The 14809-nt window shown below is 63.5% G+C and carries 14 protein-coding genes and 1 tRNA gene; 5 read left to right on the top strand and 10 right to left on the bottom strand.

The window, feature by feature from the left end:
* Positions 1–287 precede the first annotated feature (287 nt).
* On the bottom strand, positions 288–1178 hold the full coding sequence (locus ABIA96_RS04435) for an N-formylglutamate amidohydrolase (RefSeq protein ID WP_354135816.1): 891 nt from the start codon (positions 1176–1178) through the stop codon (positions 288–290).
* Between the two features lie 327 nt (positions 1179–1505).
* Between ABIA96_RS04435 and cpdR the strand changes: the two genes are divergently transcribed.
* From cpdR to ABIA96_RS04420, 3 genes are all read left to right on the top strand, one after another.
* On the top strand, positions 1506–1865 hold the full coding sequence (cpdR, locus tag ABIA96_RS04430) for a cell cycle two-component system response regulator CpdR (RefSeq protein WP_007597092.1): 360 nt from the start codon (positions 1506–1508) through the stop codon (positions 1863–1865).
* A 74-nt stretch (positions 1866–1939) separates the two neighbouring features.
* Positions 1940–2014 (top strand) — tRNA-Val (locus ABIA96_RS04425).
* A gap of 205 nt (positions 2015–2219) precedes the next feature.
* Complete coding sequence (locus tag ABIA96_RS04420) at positions 2220–2435, top strand: hypervirulence associated TUDOR domain-containing protein (RefSeq protein WP_354135815.1); 216 nt, start codon at positions 2220–2222, stop codon at positions 2433–2435.
* 16 nt (positions 2436–2451) lie between these two features.
* Here the strand turns inward: ABIA96_RS04420 and ABIA96_RS04415 are convergent, their stop codons facing one another.
* A complete protein-coding gene (locus ABIA96_RS04415) occupies positions 2452–3738 on the bottom strand; it encodes a heme-binding protein (protein WP_354135814.1) in 1287 nt (428 codons plus the stop codon).
* Positions 3739–4108: 370 nt separating this feature from the next.
* On the opposite strand from ABIA96_RS04415, the gene ABIA96_RS04410 reads away from it, so the two are divergent.
* Entirely contained in the window at positions 4109–4354 is a 246-nt protein-coding gene (locus tag ABIA96_RS04410) for a hypothetical protein (protein WP_354135813.1), read from the top strand.
* Positions 4355–4479: 125 nt separating this feature from the next.
* Here the strand turns inward: ABIA96_RS04410 and ABIA96_RS04405 are convergent, their stop codons facing one another.
* The 5 genes from ABIA96_RS04405 to ABIA96_RS04385 are packed head-to-tail and all read right to left on the bottom strand — an operon-like array spanning position 4480 to position 8930.
* Positions 4480–5271 (bottom strand): shikimate dehydrogenase family protein, encoded by a 792-nt coding sequence (locus ABIA96_RS04405; protein WP_354135812.1) that lies wholly within the window; start codon positions 5269–5271, stop codon positions 4480–4482.
* A 4-nt stretch (positions 5272–5275) separates the two neighbouring features.
* Positions 5276–6106: a carbohydrate ABC transporter permease gene (locus tag ABIA96_RS04400; protein ID WP_354135811.1), complete on the bottom strand. Its 831-nt coding sequence runs from the start codon at positions 6104–6106 to the stop codon at positions 5276–5278.
* On the bottom strand, positions 6103–6978 hold the full coding sequence (locus ABIA96_RS04395) for a carbohydrate ABC transporter permease (RefSeq protein ID WP_354135810.1): 876 nt from the start codon (positions 6976–6978) through the stop codon (positions 6103–6105). Before ABIA96_RS04395 ends, ABIA96_RS04400 begins: the two co-directional genes overlap by 4 nt.
* A gap of 17 nt (positions 6979–6995) precedes the next feature.
* The gene (locus tag ABIA96_RS04390; protein WP_354135809.1) at positions 6996–8348 is read right to left on the bottom strand and encodes an ABC transporter substrate-binding protein; all 1353 of its coding nucleotides are present in this window, start codon (positions 8346–8348) and stop codon (positions 6996–6998) included.
* Between the two features lie 27 nt (positions 8349–8375).
* Complete coding sequence (locus tag ABIA96_RS04385) at positions 8376–8930, bottom strand: FadR/GntR family transcriptional regulator (RefSeq protein ID WP_354135808.1); 555 nt, start codon at positions 8928–8930, stop codon at positions 8376–8378.
* Here ABIA96_RS04385 and ABIA96_RS04380 point away from each other — a divergent pair.
* Positions 8916–10343: a sulfatase family protein gene (locus ABIA96_RS04380; protein WP_354135807.1), complete on the top strand. Its 1428-nt coding sequence runs from the start codon at positions 8916–8918 to the stop codon at positions 10341–10343. The two genes, ABIA96_RS04385 and ABIA96_RS04380, sit on opposite strands and share 15 nt — an antisense overlap.
* A gap of 139 nt (positions 10344–10482) precedes the next feature.
* On the opposite strand, the gene ABIA96_RS04375 is transcribed toward ABIA96_RS04380, so the two are convergent.
* The 3 genes from ABIA96_RS04375 to ABIA96_RS04365 form a co-directional block, all read right to left on the bottom strand.
* The gene (locus tag ABIA96_RS04375) at positions 10483–11574 is read right to left on the bottom strand and encodes an enolase C-terminal domain-like protein (protein ID WP_354135806.1); all 1092 of its coding nucleotides are present in this window, start codon (positions 11572–11574) and stop codon (positions 10483–10485) included.
* A 237-nt stretch (positions 11575–11811) separates the two neighbouring features.
* Positions 11812–13047: an ABC transporter substrate-binding protein gene (locus ABIA96_RS04370; RefSeq protein ID WP_354135805.1), complete on the bottom strand. Its 1236-nt coding sequence runs from the start codon at positions 13045–13047 to the stop codon at positions 11812–11814.
* Positions 13048–13244: 197 nt separating this feature from the next.
* Positions 13245–14699: an FAD-dependent monooxygenase gene (locus ABIA96_RS04365; RefSeq protein ID WP_354135804.1), complete on the bottom strand. Its 1455-nt coding sequence runs from the start codon at positions 14697–14699 to the stop codon at positions 13245–13247.
* Positions 14700–14809: the final 110 nt, after the last annotated feature.

Genomic DNA, 14809 nt, shown 5'->3' with positions numbered 1-14809 from the left:
ACTGAATCTGGATTTCGCTGGAAGCAAATGAGCCATGTATTTTTGCATGGGAAATGGCTCAAAAGCCCTTGCGCTTTGTGCGGCGCGGCCGCATATTGTTGCGGTGCGGTAGCGCTTCTCGCGTTACTGCTGCCCTCCTTGGGCGTTTCCTCCCTAGACTTGGGCCGCTTCTTCATCAGAAGCGGCCCTTTTTTCTTTGGGTCTCTGTTTCAGTTCTACGCGCGTGTTGACGTAAAGCGAAAAATGTCCGCGCCAGATGAGTGCGTTCTGATCGCGGAAGCCGGCGCCTATTCCGCCGCGGCCTGGAACGGGCCAAGATCGCCGAACGGGATCGTGGTCGCCAGCACGTCGGCGAGGACGCCGAAGTCGCTTGCCACCTGGGCAAAGCGCGGGCCGCGCTCGCGCCGGCGCTCGTCCATGTAGATCGCGCGGTTGAGCTCGAGCTGCACCGCGTGCAGGCCGCTCGCCGGGTTGCCGTAATGCTCGGTGATGAAGCCGCCGGCATAGGGCTTGTTGCGGCCGATCGAATAGCCGAGCCCCGTCAAGGTTTCCTCGACGCGGTCAGGCAGCAGCGGCGTGCAGCTCGTGCCGTAGCGGTCACCGATCACGACGTCGGGCCTGCGCGGCTCGTCTCTGCTGACGCCGACCGACGGCATCGAGTGGCAGTCGACCAGCACCACGGTGCCGAACATCTGATGCACCTTGTTGATCAGCCGGCGCAGCGCGCGATGATAGGGCTTGTACAGCGTCTCGATCCGCGCCAGCGCCTCGTCGACCACGATGCGGTCGCGATAGATCTCCTGGCCGTCGCCAACCACGCGCGGAATAGTGCCAAGGCCGCCGGCAACCCGCATCGAGCGGGTGTTGGCAAAGCTTGGCAGCCGGCCGCTGAACATCCGGGGGTCGAGCTCATAGGGCTCGCGATTGACGTCGACATAGGAGCGCGGAAAATTCACCCGCACGGTCGGAAAGCCGCGCTCGCTCAGATCGCCGATCAGCTCGTCCATGAAGGAATCTTCGGACCGCCGCAGTTGCGGCAGGTCGATCCGCGATGCCGCGAGGAACTCGTCGGGATAGGTCGAGCCGGAATGGGGCGAGTTGAAGATAACAGGCGCGCGCCACTCGGCGGGCTCCACGATCTCGAAGGCTGGCGACGTGTCGCCGTCAAACCGGGTCATCTTCTCAGGCTTCGTCCCTTCACGCCGCGCGATCCAGCCTGGTCCCAGATCGAGTGATTCGGCCGGTCGAGCGGCTCTTATGTGTCGTCATTGTCCGGAATCGCAACCAATCTGCCAAGCGAAAAGATGTGATTGGCGCTGGAACATGTCTTAACCGTGTGGGCAGGGGAGCGGGGATGCGCGGGCGCGGCTCGATTGATTCGTGCCGCATTCCGGTTCACAACAACCCGGCAGTGCGGCCGTCAGGGTAAAGATTTTCACCCCAAATTTACCCTCTGTCGGGCTTAGTGACCTCTGCATATCCTCTGGGGATTCGACGTTCTCGCCATGCCAAAAATCCTGCTCGCCGAAGACGACAACGACATGCGCCGTTTCCTGGTCAAAGCGCTGGAAAACGCCGGTTTTCAGGTCTCGTCCCATGACAACGGCATGGCCGCCTATCAGCGGTTGCGGGAAGAGCCGTTCGAGATGCTCCTGACCGACATCGTGATGCCGGAGATGGACGGTATCGAGCTCGCCCGCAGGGCCTCGGAACTCGACCCCGACATCAAGATCATGTTCATCACCGGCTTCGCCGCGGTCGCTCTGAACTCGGATTCGGACGCCCCCAAGAACGCCAAGGTGCTGTCCAAGCCCGTGCATCTGCGCGAATTGGTCAGCGAAGTGAACAAGATGCTGGCGGCGTAAATCGGCCCCCTTCCGTCCTTGCACCGGCTCCCCCGAGCCGTTATAGGGACCCGACCCGATCTAGACGACATCTAGGGCGCGTAGCTCAGCGGGAGAGCACTACCTTGACATGGTAGGGGTCACAGGTTCGATCCCTGTCGCGCCCACCATCCTTCGCTCGCGAAGCGAGTGAAGGATGTCACGCCGAAGCCCGAAGGGCGCAGGCGGACTTGTTGCCGCGAGCTACGGCTGGGCAAGCCACGATCCAACTAATCATGGCGAAGGGTGTCCGGCGAAGCTCGCAGAGCGAAGACGGACTGGAACGTCATTCTCCGCTACCTTGGAACACGCCACCACACCCGGCATTGTTCGGCCATGCCCAAACCCTTCAAGCGCGGCGATCACGTCAGCTGGAATTCCGAGGCCGGCCGCGTGCGCGGCCATATCCTGCGCGTGCACACCAAGGACGTCGACTACAAGGGATACACACACCACGCCACGGCGGACGATCCGCAATACGAGATCAAGAGCGACAAGACCGATCACGTCGCCCTGCACAAGGGCCGGGCGCTGCGGCTACTGCGCTCCTGATCTCCCGCCGCCGCACTCACGTCAGCGGCAACAGATGTTCCGGGATCGGCACTGGCGCAGCCGGCACCAGCGAGGCGACGGAGACGTGCGGCCAGGTCAGGCCGTTGAAATCCAGCATGACCTTCTGCGAATACTGGATCTGCGTCGTTGCCACCCGGACGCGGCCGCCGGCAAAAGCCTTGTTCGGCACGAACGGAAACGTGGCGACGAAGCTCGGCACCAGCGGCACCGTGCCCTTCTGCAACGGCTGGAGGATGACTGGCGGCTGGCCTGACGCGATGCGCGGCACATCGATGTCGTAGATGACAGTCTCGATCCAGAACACGGCATCCATCTGGAACGCGTTGGCGTTGGCGCCATTGCCGCCCGGCGGCGGCACGGGCACGCCCTGCAGGAATGCGATGTTCGCTATGCCGCCGGCGAAGTTCGGGGCCTGCGGATGTGGTCCAGCCGTTGGGACGGCCGGTAACGGACCGCCTGATAGCGGCGAGTTGGGTCTGGTCGAGGTCTCGATGATGATGGTCTGGCTGATGGTCTGATGCGCGATCTGGTTGCGCAGCACCGTGTTCGGATCGGTGATCATGGCCTGGGTGAGCTTGCCGGAGGCGATCAGCGCGGTGAGGTCCTGCGGCAGCCTGCGTGTCGTCTTGTTGGCCGCGGTCTGATTCTGGAACGTGAACTTGTTGGCTGGATTGCCGCCGAAGAACGGCGTGATGTCGACGGCCGCAATGGCCGGCTTGCCGGCGACGGCCGGCAGCGCGGTGCCTTGCGCGGTGATCGTCGTACCGTGCGGTATCGAGGCCATGCGCGCGACGGTGAACGGTTCGTGCGGATGGGTGCTGGACGGCACCGCGAGCCAGATGCCGGGCTCGAAGTGAATACCGATCGGCGTCCCCGTGGTCACGTCGTTGATGGTCTGAAGATACGGCACGCCGTTCAGGAAGCCATCCGCCTGCGGCCCCGAGCCCCGATTGGGAATCGAGCCGAGACTGTTCGAGAACGACATCGTCTCGTCGGTGAGGTTCAGCTCCAGCACGTTGTCGGGCGGGTCGGTGGTGTTGATCGGCCCCGGCATCTGGGTCGGCGTCGCCGCGCTGTCGGGCCGGAAGATCGTGTTGAATCCCTGTCCCGTGAACGTGCCGGTGAAGGCCGATAGCGGCCCGAGTGTGGGTGGCAGGGCGAGCGGCACCGCGGCGGGAGCGGCGGCGGCATGCGCGGCAACCCTGAACACGCTGTCGACCTGGTGGATGGAGAAGTTCGCTATTCTGTTGAAGGCGCTGGTGAGCGGCTTGGGTTCGTCCATGGGGCGTTCCTTGTCTTTGGCCGCAAGCGCGACTGTCGATGCCGTCGCATCGCCCGGGGTCGGCGAGACGTCGGAATTTTTCGAAACTGATCGCGATCTCTCGGGGCGCTGTTCGTCGCAGGGCTCGTTTGTCGCACCCTGCGCGGGACTCCAACTCTGTGCTCGAGAATGAAATAATCGAGGAATGGATGCGGGGGCGTACGTCGCGTTAGCCTTGGTTACATCTTGGATATGATACAACCTAGAGGGAGTTTCGAATGTGTTCCATTTCACAGGCGGGCTCACCCGTATGCAGACCATTGTGCAAGGCGCCGATCATTGCGACTTTCGCCACCGGCGCGTTGCTGACGGATAAGGGAAGGGAAAGTGAATGATGCGGACGATTTGTATTGCCGCGGCGGTATCGGCGCTGATGGCATCAAGCGCCGACGCTGCGATCATCGACTGGCAGGCGGAGCTGCAACGCTGCCGCGCACTGCGCGAGACCGTGGCGCCGCTGCTTCAGGCCGGAGAGGGGATATCCGCGGTGGGGCGCTCCAATCGATCCGTCCGTCGCTGCATCTGGATCCAGCGCATGGCGGTGCGCAAGAAAATTCCCGGCGCGGAGATGTGGTAGGTCCTTCCGTCGGGGCGCGTCGGAGCTCCACATTCCGTCATTGCGAGCGCAGCGAAGCAATCCAGACTGTATCGGCGGAGGGATTCTGGATTGCTTCGTCGCAAGGGCTCCTCGCAATGACGACGCTAGGTCGTTGTGCGCCAAAACGCCGTTTGCAGCGGCAATTGCTGCCGGATCATCGCGACACCATCGACGACCTTCAGGCCGCGGCCAGCGCAAGCTTCCATGAATTCGGTGCGTCGGCCGGCGATGATGTCGAATACGGCGCAATCCTTCGGCAGCTTGGCCGGGTCCATCGGCAGCGCATCGGTCGCCTTCAGGCCGAGCGAGGTCGCGTTGACACAAAGACCAGCATCGTCGAAGCTCGCCTCGAGATCGACGTCGAGATCGGGAAATTGTCCGCGCAACTTTGCGGCCAGTGTCTCGACCGGGCCGGGGACCTCGTTGAGAATACGCAGCCGCTTCAAGCCGCCCGCAGCCAGCCCATGGCAGATCGCGCGGCCGGCGCCGCCGGCGCCAATCACCACGATGCGGCGCTCGGGATCGAAGATACCGGCCTCGCGCGCGGCGTTCAGAAAACCCTCGCCGTCGTAGGACTCCCCGACGAGCCTGCCGTCGGCCAAGATGCGGATGGTGTTCGCTACGCCCTCGAACCTTGCGGCAGGTCCGACCTCGTCGCAGAGCTCGAATGCGGCCGGCTTGTGGGGGATCGTGATGTTGAAGCCGGCGGTGCTCGGCGATTTCGCTAATGTTCGGATGGTCTCGGCGAGGTGCTTCGGCGCCACGTCCATCACCACCATGTGCCAGTCGAGGCCCTGCTCGGCAAAATAGGGCGTGTAGTAGCGTGGCGCGGCGACATGGCCGGAGGGGTGGGCGAGGATGAAAACGGTGCGCGAGGCGCCGGTTGGAAACGTCATTGTCTCAGCCTTTGACGGCGCCGGCCGTGAGCCCGGAGACGAGATAGCGGCGCACCGCGAGCGAGAAGATCAGCACCGGCGCCATTACCAGTGAGCCGCCGGCGGCGATCTTACCCCATTCCCAGCCCTCGTAGTTCATGAAGTTGACGACGGCGACCGGCGCGGTGCGCGCATTGGTGCGGGTCAGGATCAACGCGAAGAAGAAGTCGTTCCAGGCATAGAGAAAGCACAGGATCGCGGTCGCGGCGATGCCGGGCGTCACCATCGGCAACACGATCCTGGTGAACACCGTGCGCGTCCGCGCGCCGTCGACCAGAGCCGCTTCCTCCAGCGAGACGGGGATAGTGTCGAAGAACGGCTGCATCATCCAGATCACCAGCGGCAGGTTGAAGCTGGTATAGACCAGCACCAGGCCGGTGATGGTGTCGAGCAGTCCGATCCAGCGATAGAACAGGAAGAAGGGGATGGTGAACGCGATCGGCGGCGCCATGCGCGTCACCAGGATGGCAAAGCTCAAACCGTGCTTGCCACGCCCGGACCAGCGCGACAACGCGTAGGCGGCGGGCACGCCGAACAGCAGCGCGAGTGCGGTCGAGAGCGAGGCGCTCAAAAGGCTGTTGACGAAGGAGGCCGAGAACGCGCTATGCCAGAGCGCGATGTAATTCTCCAGCGTCGGGGAGAAGATCAGCGGCGGCGGGAATTGCAGGATCTGGTCGTTGGTCTTGAAGCTCATCTGCAGCAGCCACAGGAACGGCGACAGCAGGATCAGCAGCGTGACCGTGATCGCGATCAGCCGGCCGGGCGTGGCCTTGCGGAGGGACGACGACTCGCTCATGCCAGCGCCTCCCGGCGGCGGCCCATCCAGACCAGGCCAAGGCTGATGCCGCAGACCAGGAGCAGCATCACCACCGTGACCGCACTGGAATATCCGATCTCGTTGGTGTCGAAGGCGAGCAAGTACGCATAGTAATTCGTCACCTCGGTGAGCGTGCCAGGCCCGCCGCCGGTCAAGAGGAAGATCAGCGGAAACGCCTTCACGCTGTCGATCAGGCGGAACATGCCGGATATGACGAGGATCGGCGTGATGAAGGGCAGCGTCACGTACCAGAAGATCTGCAGCTTGTTGGCGCCGTCGACGAGGGCGGCTTCCGAATATTCGTCGGGAATCGTCTGCAGCGCTGCCAGCACCATCAGGAAGGTGAAAGGCAGCCATTCCCAGGTGTCGGCGATGATGATCGACGTCAGCGCGAAATCGACGCTGGAGGTCAGCGCCGGCAGGGTGAAATGCAGTGCTTGCGCGGCGTAATAGAGCGGGCTGATGTCGGGCGCGTAGATCAGCTTCCAGATCACCGCGACGACGATCGGCGGCAGCACCATCGGGATCAGGAAGAAGGTGCGCGCGAATTCGACGAAGCGCGACGGCACGTTCAGCAGCAGCGCGAGCAGCATCCCGAGCAGCACCTGGAACAGCACGCTGGAGACCGAAAGCTTGGCCTGCACCCACAGCGAATTGACGAAGCGGGGATCGCCCGGAAGCAGGCGATAGTTGCGCAACGGCTCGCTGAAATCGGTGGCCGAGCCCGGAATCGTCAGCTGGAACGGCGTCAGGCTGGTCACGACGAGATAGATCGCCGGCAGCACGGCGACTGCGAACAGCACGATCAGGCTTGGGGTGAGCGCCCAGGCGATGAACCTGCGGCGCTCCAAGTCAATTCCGCTCTCGCTCAAAGCTTCGTCCCGGCGCGGCGGAGTGCGGCGATGGCCTGGTCCTGGGCCGCGTTCATCGCGTCCTTGGCGGGCAGCTGGCCGGTGGCGACCTGCTCGAACGCCTTGTTGAGGACGTCGCCGACGATCGGGAACTCCTTCGACGTGCGATATGCCATGTAGTTCTCGCCCTTGCCCGGCTGCTCCAGCACCTCGAGATAGAGCGCGCCGAGGTCCTGGCCGTTCACCGTGTTGAGCTTGCGATAGTCGTCGCTGGTGATGATCGAGCGGCGGCACACCGAGGAGTGGCCGTGCTCCCTCACGAGCTTCATCGAGATCTCACGGCTGAGCGCCCATTTGATGAATTCCCACGCAGCCTTCTGGTTCTTGGCGTTCTTGGGAATGCCGAGGCCCTGGCTGTTCGAGGCCGGATAGTCGTGCACCGGACCGGCGGGCGAGCGCACCACGCGCGAGGTCTCCTTCACCTTGCTCTCGTCGGAGAGCAGGATCGGCGTCACCCACGCGCTGGAGTGGATGAAGATGTTGGAGCGGCCCGTCAGCATCGATTGCCGCGCCTGGTCCTCGGTGTAGGTCAGCACGCCCTTCGGTGCGCTCTTCAGGAGGTTCGCATAGAACTCGACGCCCTGGATCGCCTCGGGCGTGTTCAGCGCCGGCATGACGTCGCCCGGCGGATTCTTGAAGATGTTGCCGCCAAAGCCCTGGATGTAGGGCGGCAGATTCCAGTTGTGCAGGAACCACGACACGATGCCGCTGACGCCATCGGTGCCGTTGATCTCGGAGCAGACATGCTGAAGCTCGGCGAAGGTCTTTGGGATCTTCAGCCCCTTCTTCTCCATCAGGTCCATCCGCGACAGACCCATCAGCATGGCGCCGCCTTCCCAGGAATAGCCGTAGGTCGCCCCCTTGGGGTCGCGATAGGGCACCTGCGCGCCGTCGACGAAATCTTTTGGATTCCACTCGGCCGGCGTCAGATTGGCGTCGCCCGTGAACTCGTCGAGATTGGCGAGCAGGCCTGCCGCGATCCAGCGGGTCGCGAGCGTGAAGGTGACGTTGACGAAATCATAGGCCGAGCCGCCAGAGGACAGTTCGAGATTGGCCTGCTGGTTGTAGACGGGCAGGGCCGAGAGCTGGAGGTCGACCTTCATGCCGGTCTTTTCCTCGAACTCGGGAATGTATTTCTGCAGCAGCGTGAAGAAGCGGTGCTGGAACGAGGCGCCGTGCAGCGTCACCCCGGCAAACGGTTTTGTCTGCGCGATCAGCGGTGCCGGGAATGCCGCCAGCGCCGCGCCTGCGGCACTTGCTTTCAGCAGTTTGCGGCGGGTGATCGAGCTCGCGCGTGATGCATTTGTCATGATGTCCTCCCTCAATATTGTTTGGCTTCAACGCGTCCGCTTGGTGCGAACGTTCCCGTCCTCAGCGTCTTTCTTCTTCTGACGCGACATGGCCGAGACGATGTTCTGTTCGGTGAGATCCATGAGCTTCTGCATGGCCTGGCGTGCGCCGTCGGCGTTGCGCGCCCAGATCTCGTCAAGCACGGTGCGGTGATACGGCAGGCTCTTGCGCGGCGCGCCCGGATTGGTGCTCGACAAATTGAACGACATTCGCAAGGCGGCTGCGACCGTCGCGCCGAAGGCGATCAGAAAATCGTTGCCGGTGGCAATGAGAATGCCGCGGTGGAATTGCAGGTCGGGCTCGGCATAGGCGACGCGGTCCATGCCGGCTGCATCCATGCCGCGATAGGCGCGCTCGATCCGCGCAAAATCCTCGTCGGTGCCGCGCACCGCGCAGATTGCGCAGGCCTCCGGCTCGACGATCCGGCGAACCTCCAAAATCTGCTTGGCGAATTCCTGCGTCGGCAGCGCCGACAGCGTCCAGTTCAGCAGTTCTATGGACTCAATGCCGCGCAGGACAAAACAACCGTGACAAAGCCCCACATCATCCTGGTCATGACCGACCAGCAACGCTTCGACACGATCGCGGCGACGGGCCATCCCCATATGAAGACGCCGAATCTCGATCGCCTGGTGCGCGAGGGCGTCTATTTCGACAATTGCTTCATCAACGCGCCGAGCTGCGTGCCGTCGCGCGCGGCGCTGTTCTCCGGCCTCTATCCGCACGCCTCGGGCGTGCTGAAGAACGGGCAGCACTGGCAGAAAACGTGGGTCAGCAATCTGGCCGAAGCCGGCTATCACTGCGTCAATGTCGGCAAGATGCACACGATCCCCTATGACGCGAAGGCCGGCTTCCATGAGCGCTTCGTGGTCGAGAACAAGGATCGCTTCCTCGAGGGGCGCTGGTTCGCCGACGAGCTCGACAAGGCTTTTGCCGCGCACAAGCTGACCAAGCCGTCACGCGCCGGCTATCGCAGCCTGCCGGACTATGGCGACCGCATGGGCGCTTTCACCTGGGAGATGCCGAAGTCGCTGCACCCGGACATCTTCGTCGCCGAGACCGCGATGTGGTGGCTGGAGACACGCCCTAAGCCCGAGGCGCTGTTCATGCAGATCGGCCTGCCCGGCCCGCATCCGCCCTATGATCCCTTGCCCGAATATCTCGAGCATTACCTCGCCCGCAACGACCTCCCGGTGCCGCAGCCGACCGAGGCGGAGATCGAGGGCCTGCCGGCCTACCTTAAGGAGAAGCGCCGCCACGACACCGAGGTCGACCACGACGCGGTGTCATGGAAGCTCGCACCGACGCACGAGGAAATGCGCCGCCTGCGCGCGCATTACTACGCCAACGTCACCATGATCGACGAGCAGATCGGCCGCCTGATCGATATGTTGGAAACCAAGGGCTATCTCGACAATTGCGTCGTGATCTTCATGTCGGACCATGGCGACAATCTCGGCGAGCACGGCCTCAGCCAGAAATGGTCGATGTACGAGCCCGTCACCCGCATCCCGCTGCTGTTCTGGTCGCCGAGCCTGTTGTCCGACGGCCGCCGGATCCGCGAAAAGTGCCAGCTGTTCGATCTTGCGCCCACCATTCTGGATCTCGCCGGCGCAGAGCATCCAAAACCGTTCCAGGCCCGCAGCCTGCTGCCGGCGTTGAAAGGCGAGGAGTGGGCCGGCCGCGACTTCGTGTTCTCCGAGCAGGCCGGCGACGTCGCCATGACCGGCGCAAGGCTGATCACCATGGTGCGCGACGACCGCTGGAAGGTCGTGTTCATTCACGGCGCCGAGGACGGGCAGCTGTTCGATCTCGCCAGCGATCCGCTCGAGCAGCACAATCTCTGGGGCGTGCCCGAGCACGAAGGCGAGATCAACCGGCTCAAGGACGCCTTCATCGACTGGCGCCAGAACAGCCTGTTAGAGACGATGGACCTGAACGCCGCGGCGCGGTGAGCGGGGCCTTCATGGTTCGAGACGCGCCGCAAGCGGCGCTCCTCACCATGAGGGTTTACTTTCCTGACCGCGCAACAAGACCTCATCCTGAGGAGCCTGCGAAAGCGGGCGTCTCGAAGGATGGCCGCAAGGATTCTTCTTAACTCACCAAATACTTCTTCACCGCCGCCTCGTCCCATTCAATCCCGTTGCCCGGCTCTTCGCCCGGTAGCGCAAAGCCATCCTTGACCTTCAACCGAGACGCCAGCACTGCGTCGGCCCAGTCCACATATTCCAGCCAGTGCGCGGTCGGCGTCACGCAGAGCAGATGTGCGCTGACCTCCGAGAACAGATGCGTCGACATCTCGATGCCGGCGGCGTGCGCGAGTGCAGCGGCCCGCAGCCAGCCGGTGACGCCGCCGATGCGCTGCACGTCGGGCATCACATAGTCGCAGGCCTCGGCCGCCAGTGCCGACTGCATCGAAAACGCGCTGTCAAAATTCTCGCCGATCTGGACCGGCGTGCGCAGTGCGTCCGCAATGCGGGCGCAGCCGGCGTAGTCGTCATGACGGATCGGCTCCTCGATCCAGGTCAGGCCTTCGTCGTCGAGCATCTCACCGCGGCGGATGGCTTCCGCCACCGTCAGAGCCTGATTGTAGTCGCACATCAGCGTGACCTCGTCGCCGACGGCCTTTCGCACCGCGCGCACCACGGCGAGATCGTCGTGCGCATCGGGCCGGCCGACGCGAATTTTTGCGGCATGAAAACCCTCGGCCAGCAGCTTGTGGGCTTCCTCCACCACGGCGCCAACAGGCATGATGCCGAGCCCTTTCGAGTTGTAGGCCCTGACCGGTTTTGGCGCGCCGCCAAGCAGACGGGCCAGCGGGAGGCTCCTGCTGCGCGCCAGCGCGTCCCATGCCGCCATGTCGATGCCGGATTGTGCCAGCCGCTGCAGGCCGGCGAGCCCGAGCAGCGTGAAACGCTGGGTCAGCTTGCGCTCGATCTCGAACGGCAGCAGTTCGTCGCCGGCGAGCAGCTCCGACATTTCCATGACCATCGCGGTCAGCGGCTTCAGGGCCGACGGCGTGATCGAGAACAGATAGGCATGCCCGACCGCGCCCTGGTCGGTCTCGCAGTCGATCAGCACCAGCGGTGCTTTCGCAACGGCCCCGGTGGAGGTCTTGAGCGGCAGGTTCATCGGCACGATCACGGGACGTGCGACGAAGCGCTTGATGCGAATGGTCTCGGTCATGAAGTCTCCCGACGGACTGAATGCAGGTTCATGCCCGATCTTAATCATTCGTCATGAAACGAAAAGGTGCTTGGCCCGACCACCATCAAATGCGGGTTGCGCAGGCTCGCGTTTGTTGGCTCTGCAGGGCGCAGGCTGTACCGCAAATCCCACGAATTTGCGACAACGCGAGGTCATTCCCTATTCGGTCGATGCGCTAAACGATGCGGCGGCGGAGAAAAGCCGGCGTGAGTCGCCTCACCGCGCCGCGCCCTCCGTGAACGCCGTCTCGATCACTGCGCCAAACGGCTGCCACGACCGGCCGTCGAATTGCACCAGCCGCATCTGCTTGATCGGCAGATAGCTGTCCGGCGAGGTGTTCATCCTGATATTGGGGAGCGCAACGGAGGGATGATAATCCCGCAGCGAAGCCGCCTGATGCATGATGTTCTCGTGTGAGAAATCATCGCCGCACTGCTTCAGCACCTGCGTCAGCGCCTCGGCCGCGGCGTAGCCATAGAGCGCCGCGCTGTTGTTGGTGCTTTCGACCCGATGGTATTTGTCCATGAAGGCGAACCAGTCCTTCATGGCGGGATCGTCCTTCCAGGCGGGGTCGCTCGGATCTTTCAGAAACGCCGCCGAGATCACGCCGGATGAATTCTCGAGGCCCGCGGGCGCCATCGCATTGGCGATCGAGGCGGAAGCATCGTTGACGATGAAGACCGGATGCCAATTCAGCGACGCCGCCAGCTGGATCACCTTGGCCGCCGTCGACGGCACGCCGAGAAAGACGAAGATGTCGGCGCCCGCGCGCTTGAGGATCGAGACGTGCCCTTCGAGATGCTCGTCCGAAATGTCGAAGGCGACGTCGACGAGGACGTGACGGTTGAGATCGCCGAGGCCCTCCTGGATGCCCTTGTAGAGCATGCGGCCGAACTGGTCGTTCTGCCAGAGCACCACGATCTTCTTCCGCGGATAATAGGCCTGGATATAATTGGCGTAGATGCGCCCCTCCGACCGGAACGGCGGTTGCCAGCCCATGGTCCAGGGAAACGCCTTGGCCTGGCTCAGCTCCTCGTCGCCGGAGGCAACGAACAGCTGCGGGATTTTCCTCTCGTTCAGATACCAGCGCGTGGCGAGATTGCCGGGCGTGCCGAACGATCCGAACATCAGCTGTATGTCGTCCTTTTCGACGAGATCGCGGGTCAGCTTCAGCGCGGCGGCGGGATCGGACTTGTCGTCGCGGGTGACGAAGCGGACCTTGCGGCCGTTGATGCCGCCGCGATCGTTGATCATGTCGAAATAGGCGGCTTCCGCCTTGCCGATGGCGCCGAATTCCGAGAGCGGTCCCGAATAGGGCACGATGTTGCCGATGCGGATTTCCTTGTCGGAACCGGGTTCGGAATTGGGCTGATCCGAATGCTGCTGCGACATCGCCCCCAATGAGGCGAGAGCGGCGATCAAAACAAACAGCAGTCTGCTGGTGACGCGCATGCTCGACACCTTGTCGTTGGTCCCCAACGAAGTCGGCTCAATCCGCACCGAGACAAGTTGATCTACGTCAAGCGTTTGGCAATCCTGTGGCCGCACTTTGGGACGCCGCATGGCTGCCTGACCGAAATGGCAGCCATGTTGACGCGCTGCTGCTTGAAAAGTGTGCCGGGTGACACCCCTCTTCCAGTCACAGCAGCCTAATCCCCGAACCAGGTCGTGAGAGCCTCCACGAGACCTTCGCTGTCGCCTGTGCTGACCCAGGCGACGTGCCCGTCGGGCCGGACGAGCACGGCGACAGGAGACGGAACGACACCGATCACCGGCATTTCGCAGACGCCTGTGAACGTCGCGCTGACCCGCCTGACCCGTTCGTCCCATCGTTTGGGAACAGCGCTCTCCAGCGTGCCGAGGTTGAGGAAGAGCGGCCGCGCATCGCGCATCAAATTGAACACGCGGGTCGGGCCATCCGCGGTGACGAGGTCCAGGTCGGGCATGCGCCTGCCGAGCAGAGGATGGCAACCTTCCGGGCCGTAGCGGACGTCGAGGCCGGACACCTTGGCGGAATACCATCTCCTGGGCCCGTCCATCTTCATCGTATTGGCGACGAAACCCCGGAGGGCCGTGGTGTGTTCGTCGCCACGGTTGAGAGCGGTGAGCGCCAGGGTGAGCTCGAGCAGCGCGGCTCCAACCGGGTGCCGCTCCGTATGATAGGTGTCGAGCAGGACGTCGGATGAGATCCCTTTCACCACCTGGGCCAACTTCCACCCGAGATTCACGGAGTCCTGCAGCCCGACGTTCAGGCCCTGTCCGCCCACTGGGGAGTGGACGTGCGCGGCGTCCCCGGCGAGCAGGATGCGGTTCTTCCGATACGCTTCCGCTTGCCGCGCCGCGTCCGTGAACCGTGACATCCACGTGACCTCGCGGACGCCCAGATCCGATCCGTAGCCAGTCTTGAGCGCCGCCCTGAGATCCGCTTCCACAGGGATTGCGCTCCGCTCGAGCCGCTCCTCCGTCACGATGCCACGCAGGCGCGGGCCGCCGTCGAGCCGTCCCAGGGCATACAGCCCCCGGTCCCCGTAGCGGATGCCAAGCGGCGGCTCATCCGCAATGTCGGCTTCGAAGATGAGGTAGCTCGCCTGAGGCTCCGATCCGGGAAAGGCGATGCCCGCGGTCTTGCGCACGAGGCTGCGGCCACCGTCGCAGCCGACGAGGTAGCTTGAACCGAGTCTGCGCCCGTCCGTCAGCTGGATGTCCACCTGCTCCGCGGTTTCGACCAAATTCGCCATCTCGCAGCCTCGATAGAGCGTCACGGCGAGTTCCGAGATCCACTCGGCGAGACCGCGCTCGATCTTTTCCTGCCAGAGCCCGAGCGTGTAGTTGTGACGGGTCGGTCGGTCGCGAGCCTCAAGGATAATCCCTGCGAGCGCGACCGCGTAGTGCTTGGTTCCTTGCGGGAGGAATCTGTCCGCTATGCCTCGCTGATCGAGAAGCTCGATCGCCCGTGGATGGAGACCGCTTGCGCGCGAGCCTTCGACGTCCTGGTTCGGACGCCTTTCGACGATCGCGACGTCCACGCCGGCCAGGGCCAGCTCTCCGGCCAGCATCAATCCAGTTGGGCCGCCGCCGACGATGATCACGTCATGTTCAGTCATTTGCCACCTCAGATTTGGTAGGGGCCTGACTTCTACGGGGGAGACGGGGTCTTGAAGCAAGAGCCTTGTGCTCCACATATATGATCTGAAGGACGCGCATGGCCTTGCGC

It is taken from the genome of Bradyrhizobium sp. LB11.1 (assembly GCF_040549385.1).
In the GTDB taxonomy this organism is placed as follows: domain Bacteria; phylum Pseudomonadota; class Alphaproteobacteria; order Rhizobiales; family Xanthobacteraceae; genus Bradyrhizobium.
The sequence above is the reverse complement of the archived record's forward strand: the minus strand, read 5'-3'. Positions and strand labels throughout refer to the sequence as shown.

Coding starts and splice junctions, on each gene's coding strand:
- ABIA96_RS04375 (WP_354135806.1), bottom strand. CDS start 11,574: ATGACCGAGACCATTCGCATCAAGCGCTTCGTCGCACGTCCCGTGATC.
- ABIA96_RS04405 (WP_354135812.1), bottom strand. CDS start 5,271: ATGACGTTTCCAACCGGCGCCTCGCGCACCGTTTTCATCCTCGCCCAC.
- ABIA96_RS04400 (WP_354135811.1), bottom strand. CDS start 6,106: ATGAGCGAGTCGTCGTCCCTCCGCAAGGCCACGCCCGGCCGGCTGATC.
- ABIA96_RS04435 (WP_354135816.1), bottom strand. CDS start 1,178: ATGACCCGGTTTGACGGCGACACGTCGCCAGCCTTCGAGATCGTGGAG.
- cpdR (WP_007597092.1), top strand. CDS start 1,506: ATGCCAAAAATCCTGCTCGCCGAAGACGACAACGACATGCGCCGTTTC.
- ABIA96_RS04370 (WP_354135805.1), bottom strand. CDS start 13,047: ATGCGCGTCACCAGCAGACTGCTGTTTGTTTTGATCGCCGCTCTCGCC.
- ABIA96_RS04365 (WP_354135804.1), bottom strand. CDS start 14,699: ATGACTGAACATGACGTGATCATCGTCGGCGGCGGCCCAACTGGATTG.
- ABIA96_RS04420 (WP_354135815.1), top strand. CDS start 2,220: ATGCCCAAACCCTTCAAGCGCGGCGATCACGTCAGCTGGAATTCCGAG.
- ABIA96_RS04410 (WP_354135813.1), top strand. CDS start 4,109: ATGATGCGGACGATTTGTATTGCCGCGGCGGTATCGGCGCTGATGGCA.
- ABIA96_RS04390 (WP_354135809.1), bottom strand. CDS start 8,348: ATGACAAATGCATCACGCGCGAGCTCGATCACCCGCCGCAAACTGCTG.
- ABIA96_RS04415 (WP_354135814.1), bottom strand. CDS start 3,738: ATGGACGAACCCAAGCCGCTCACCAGCGCCTTCAACAGAATAGCGAAC.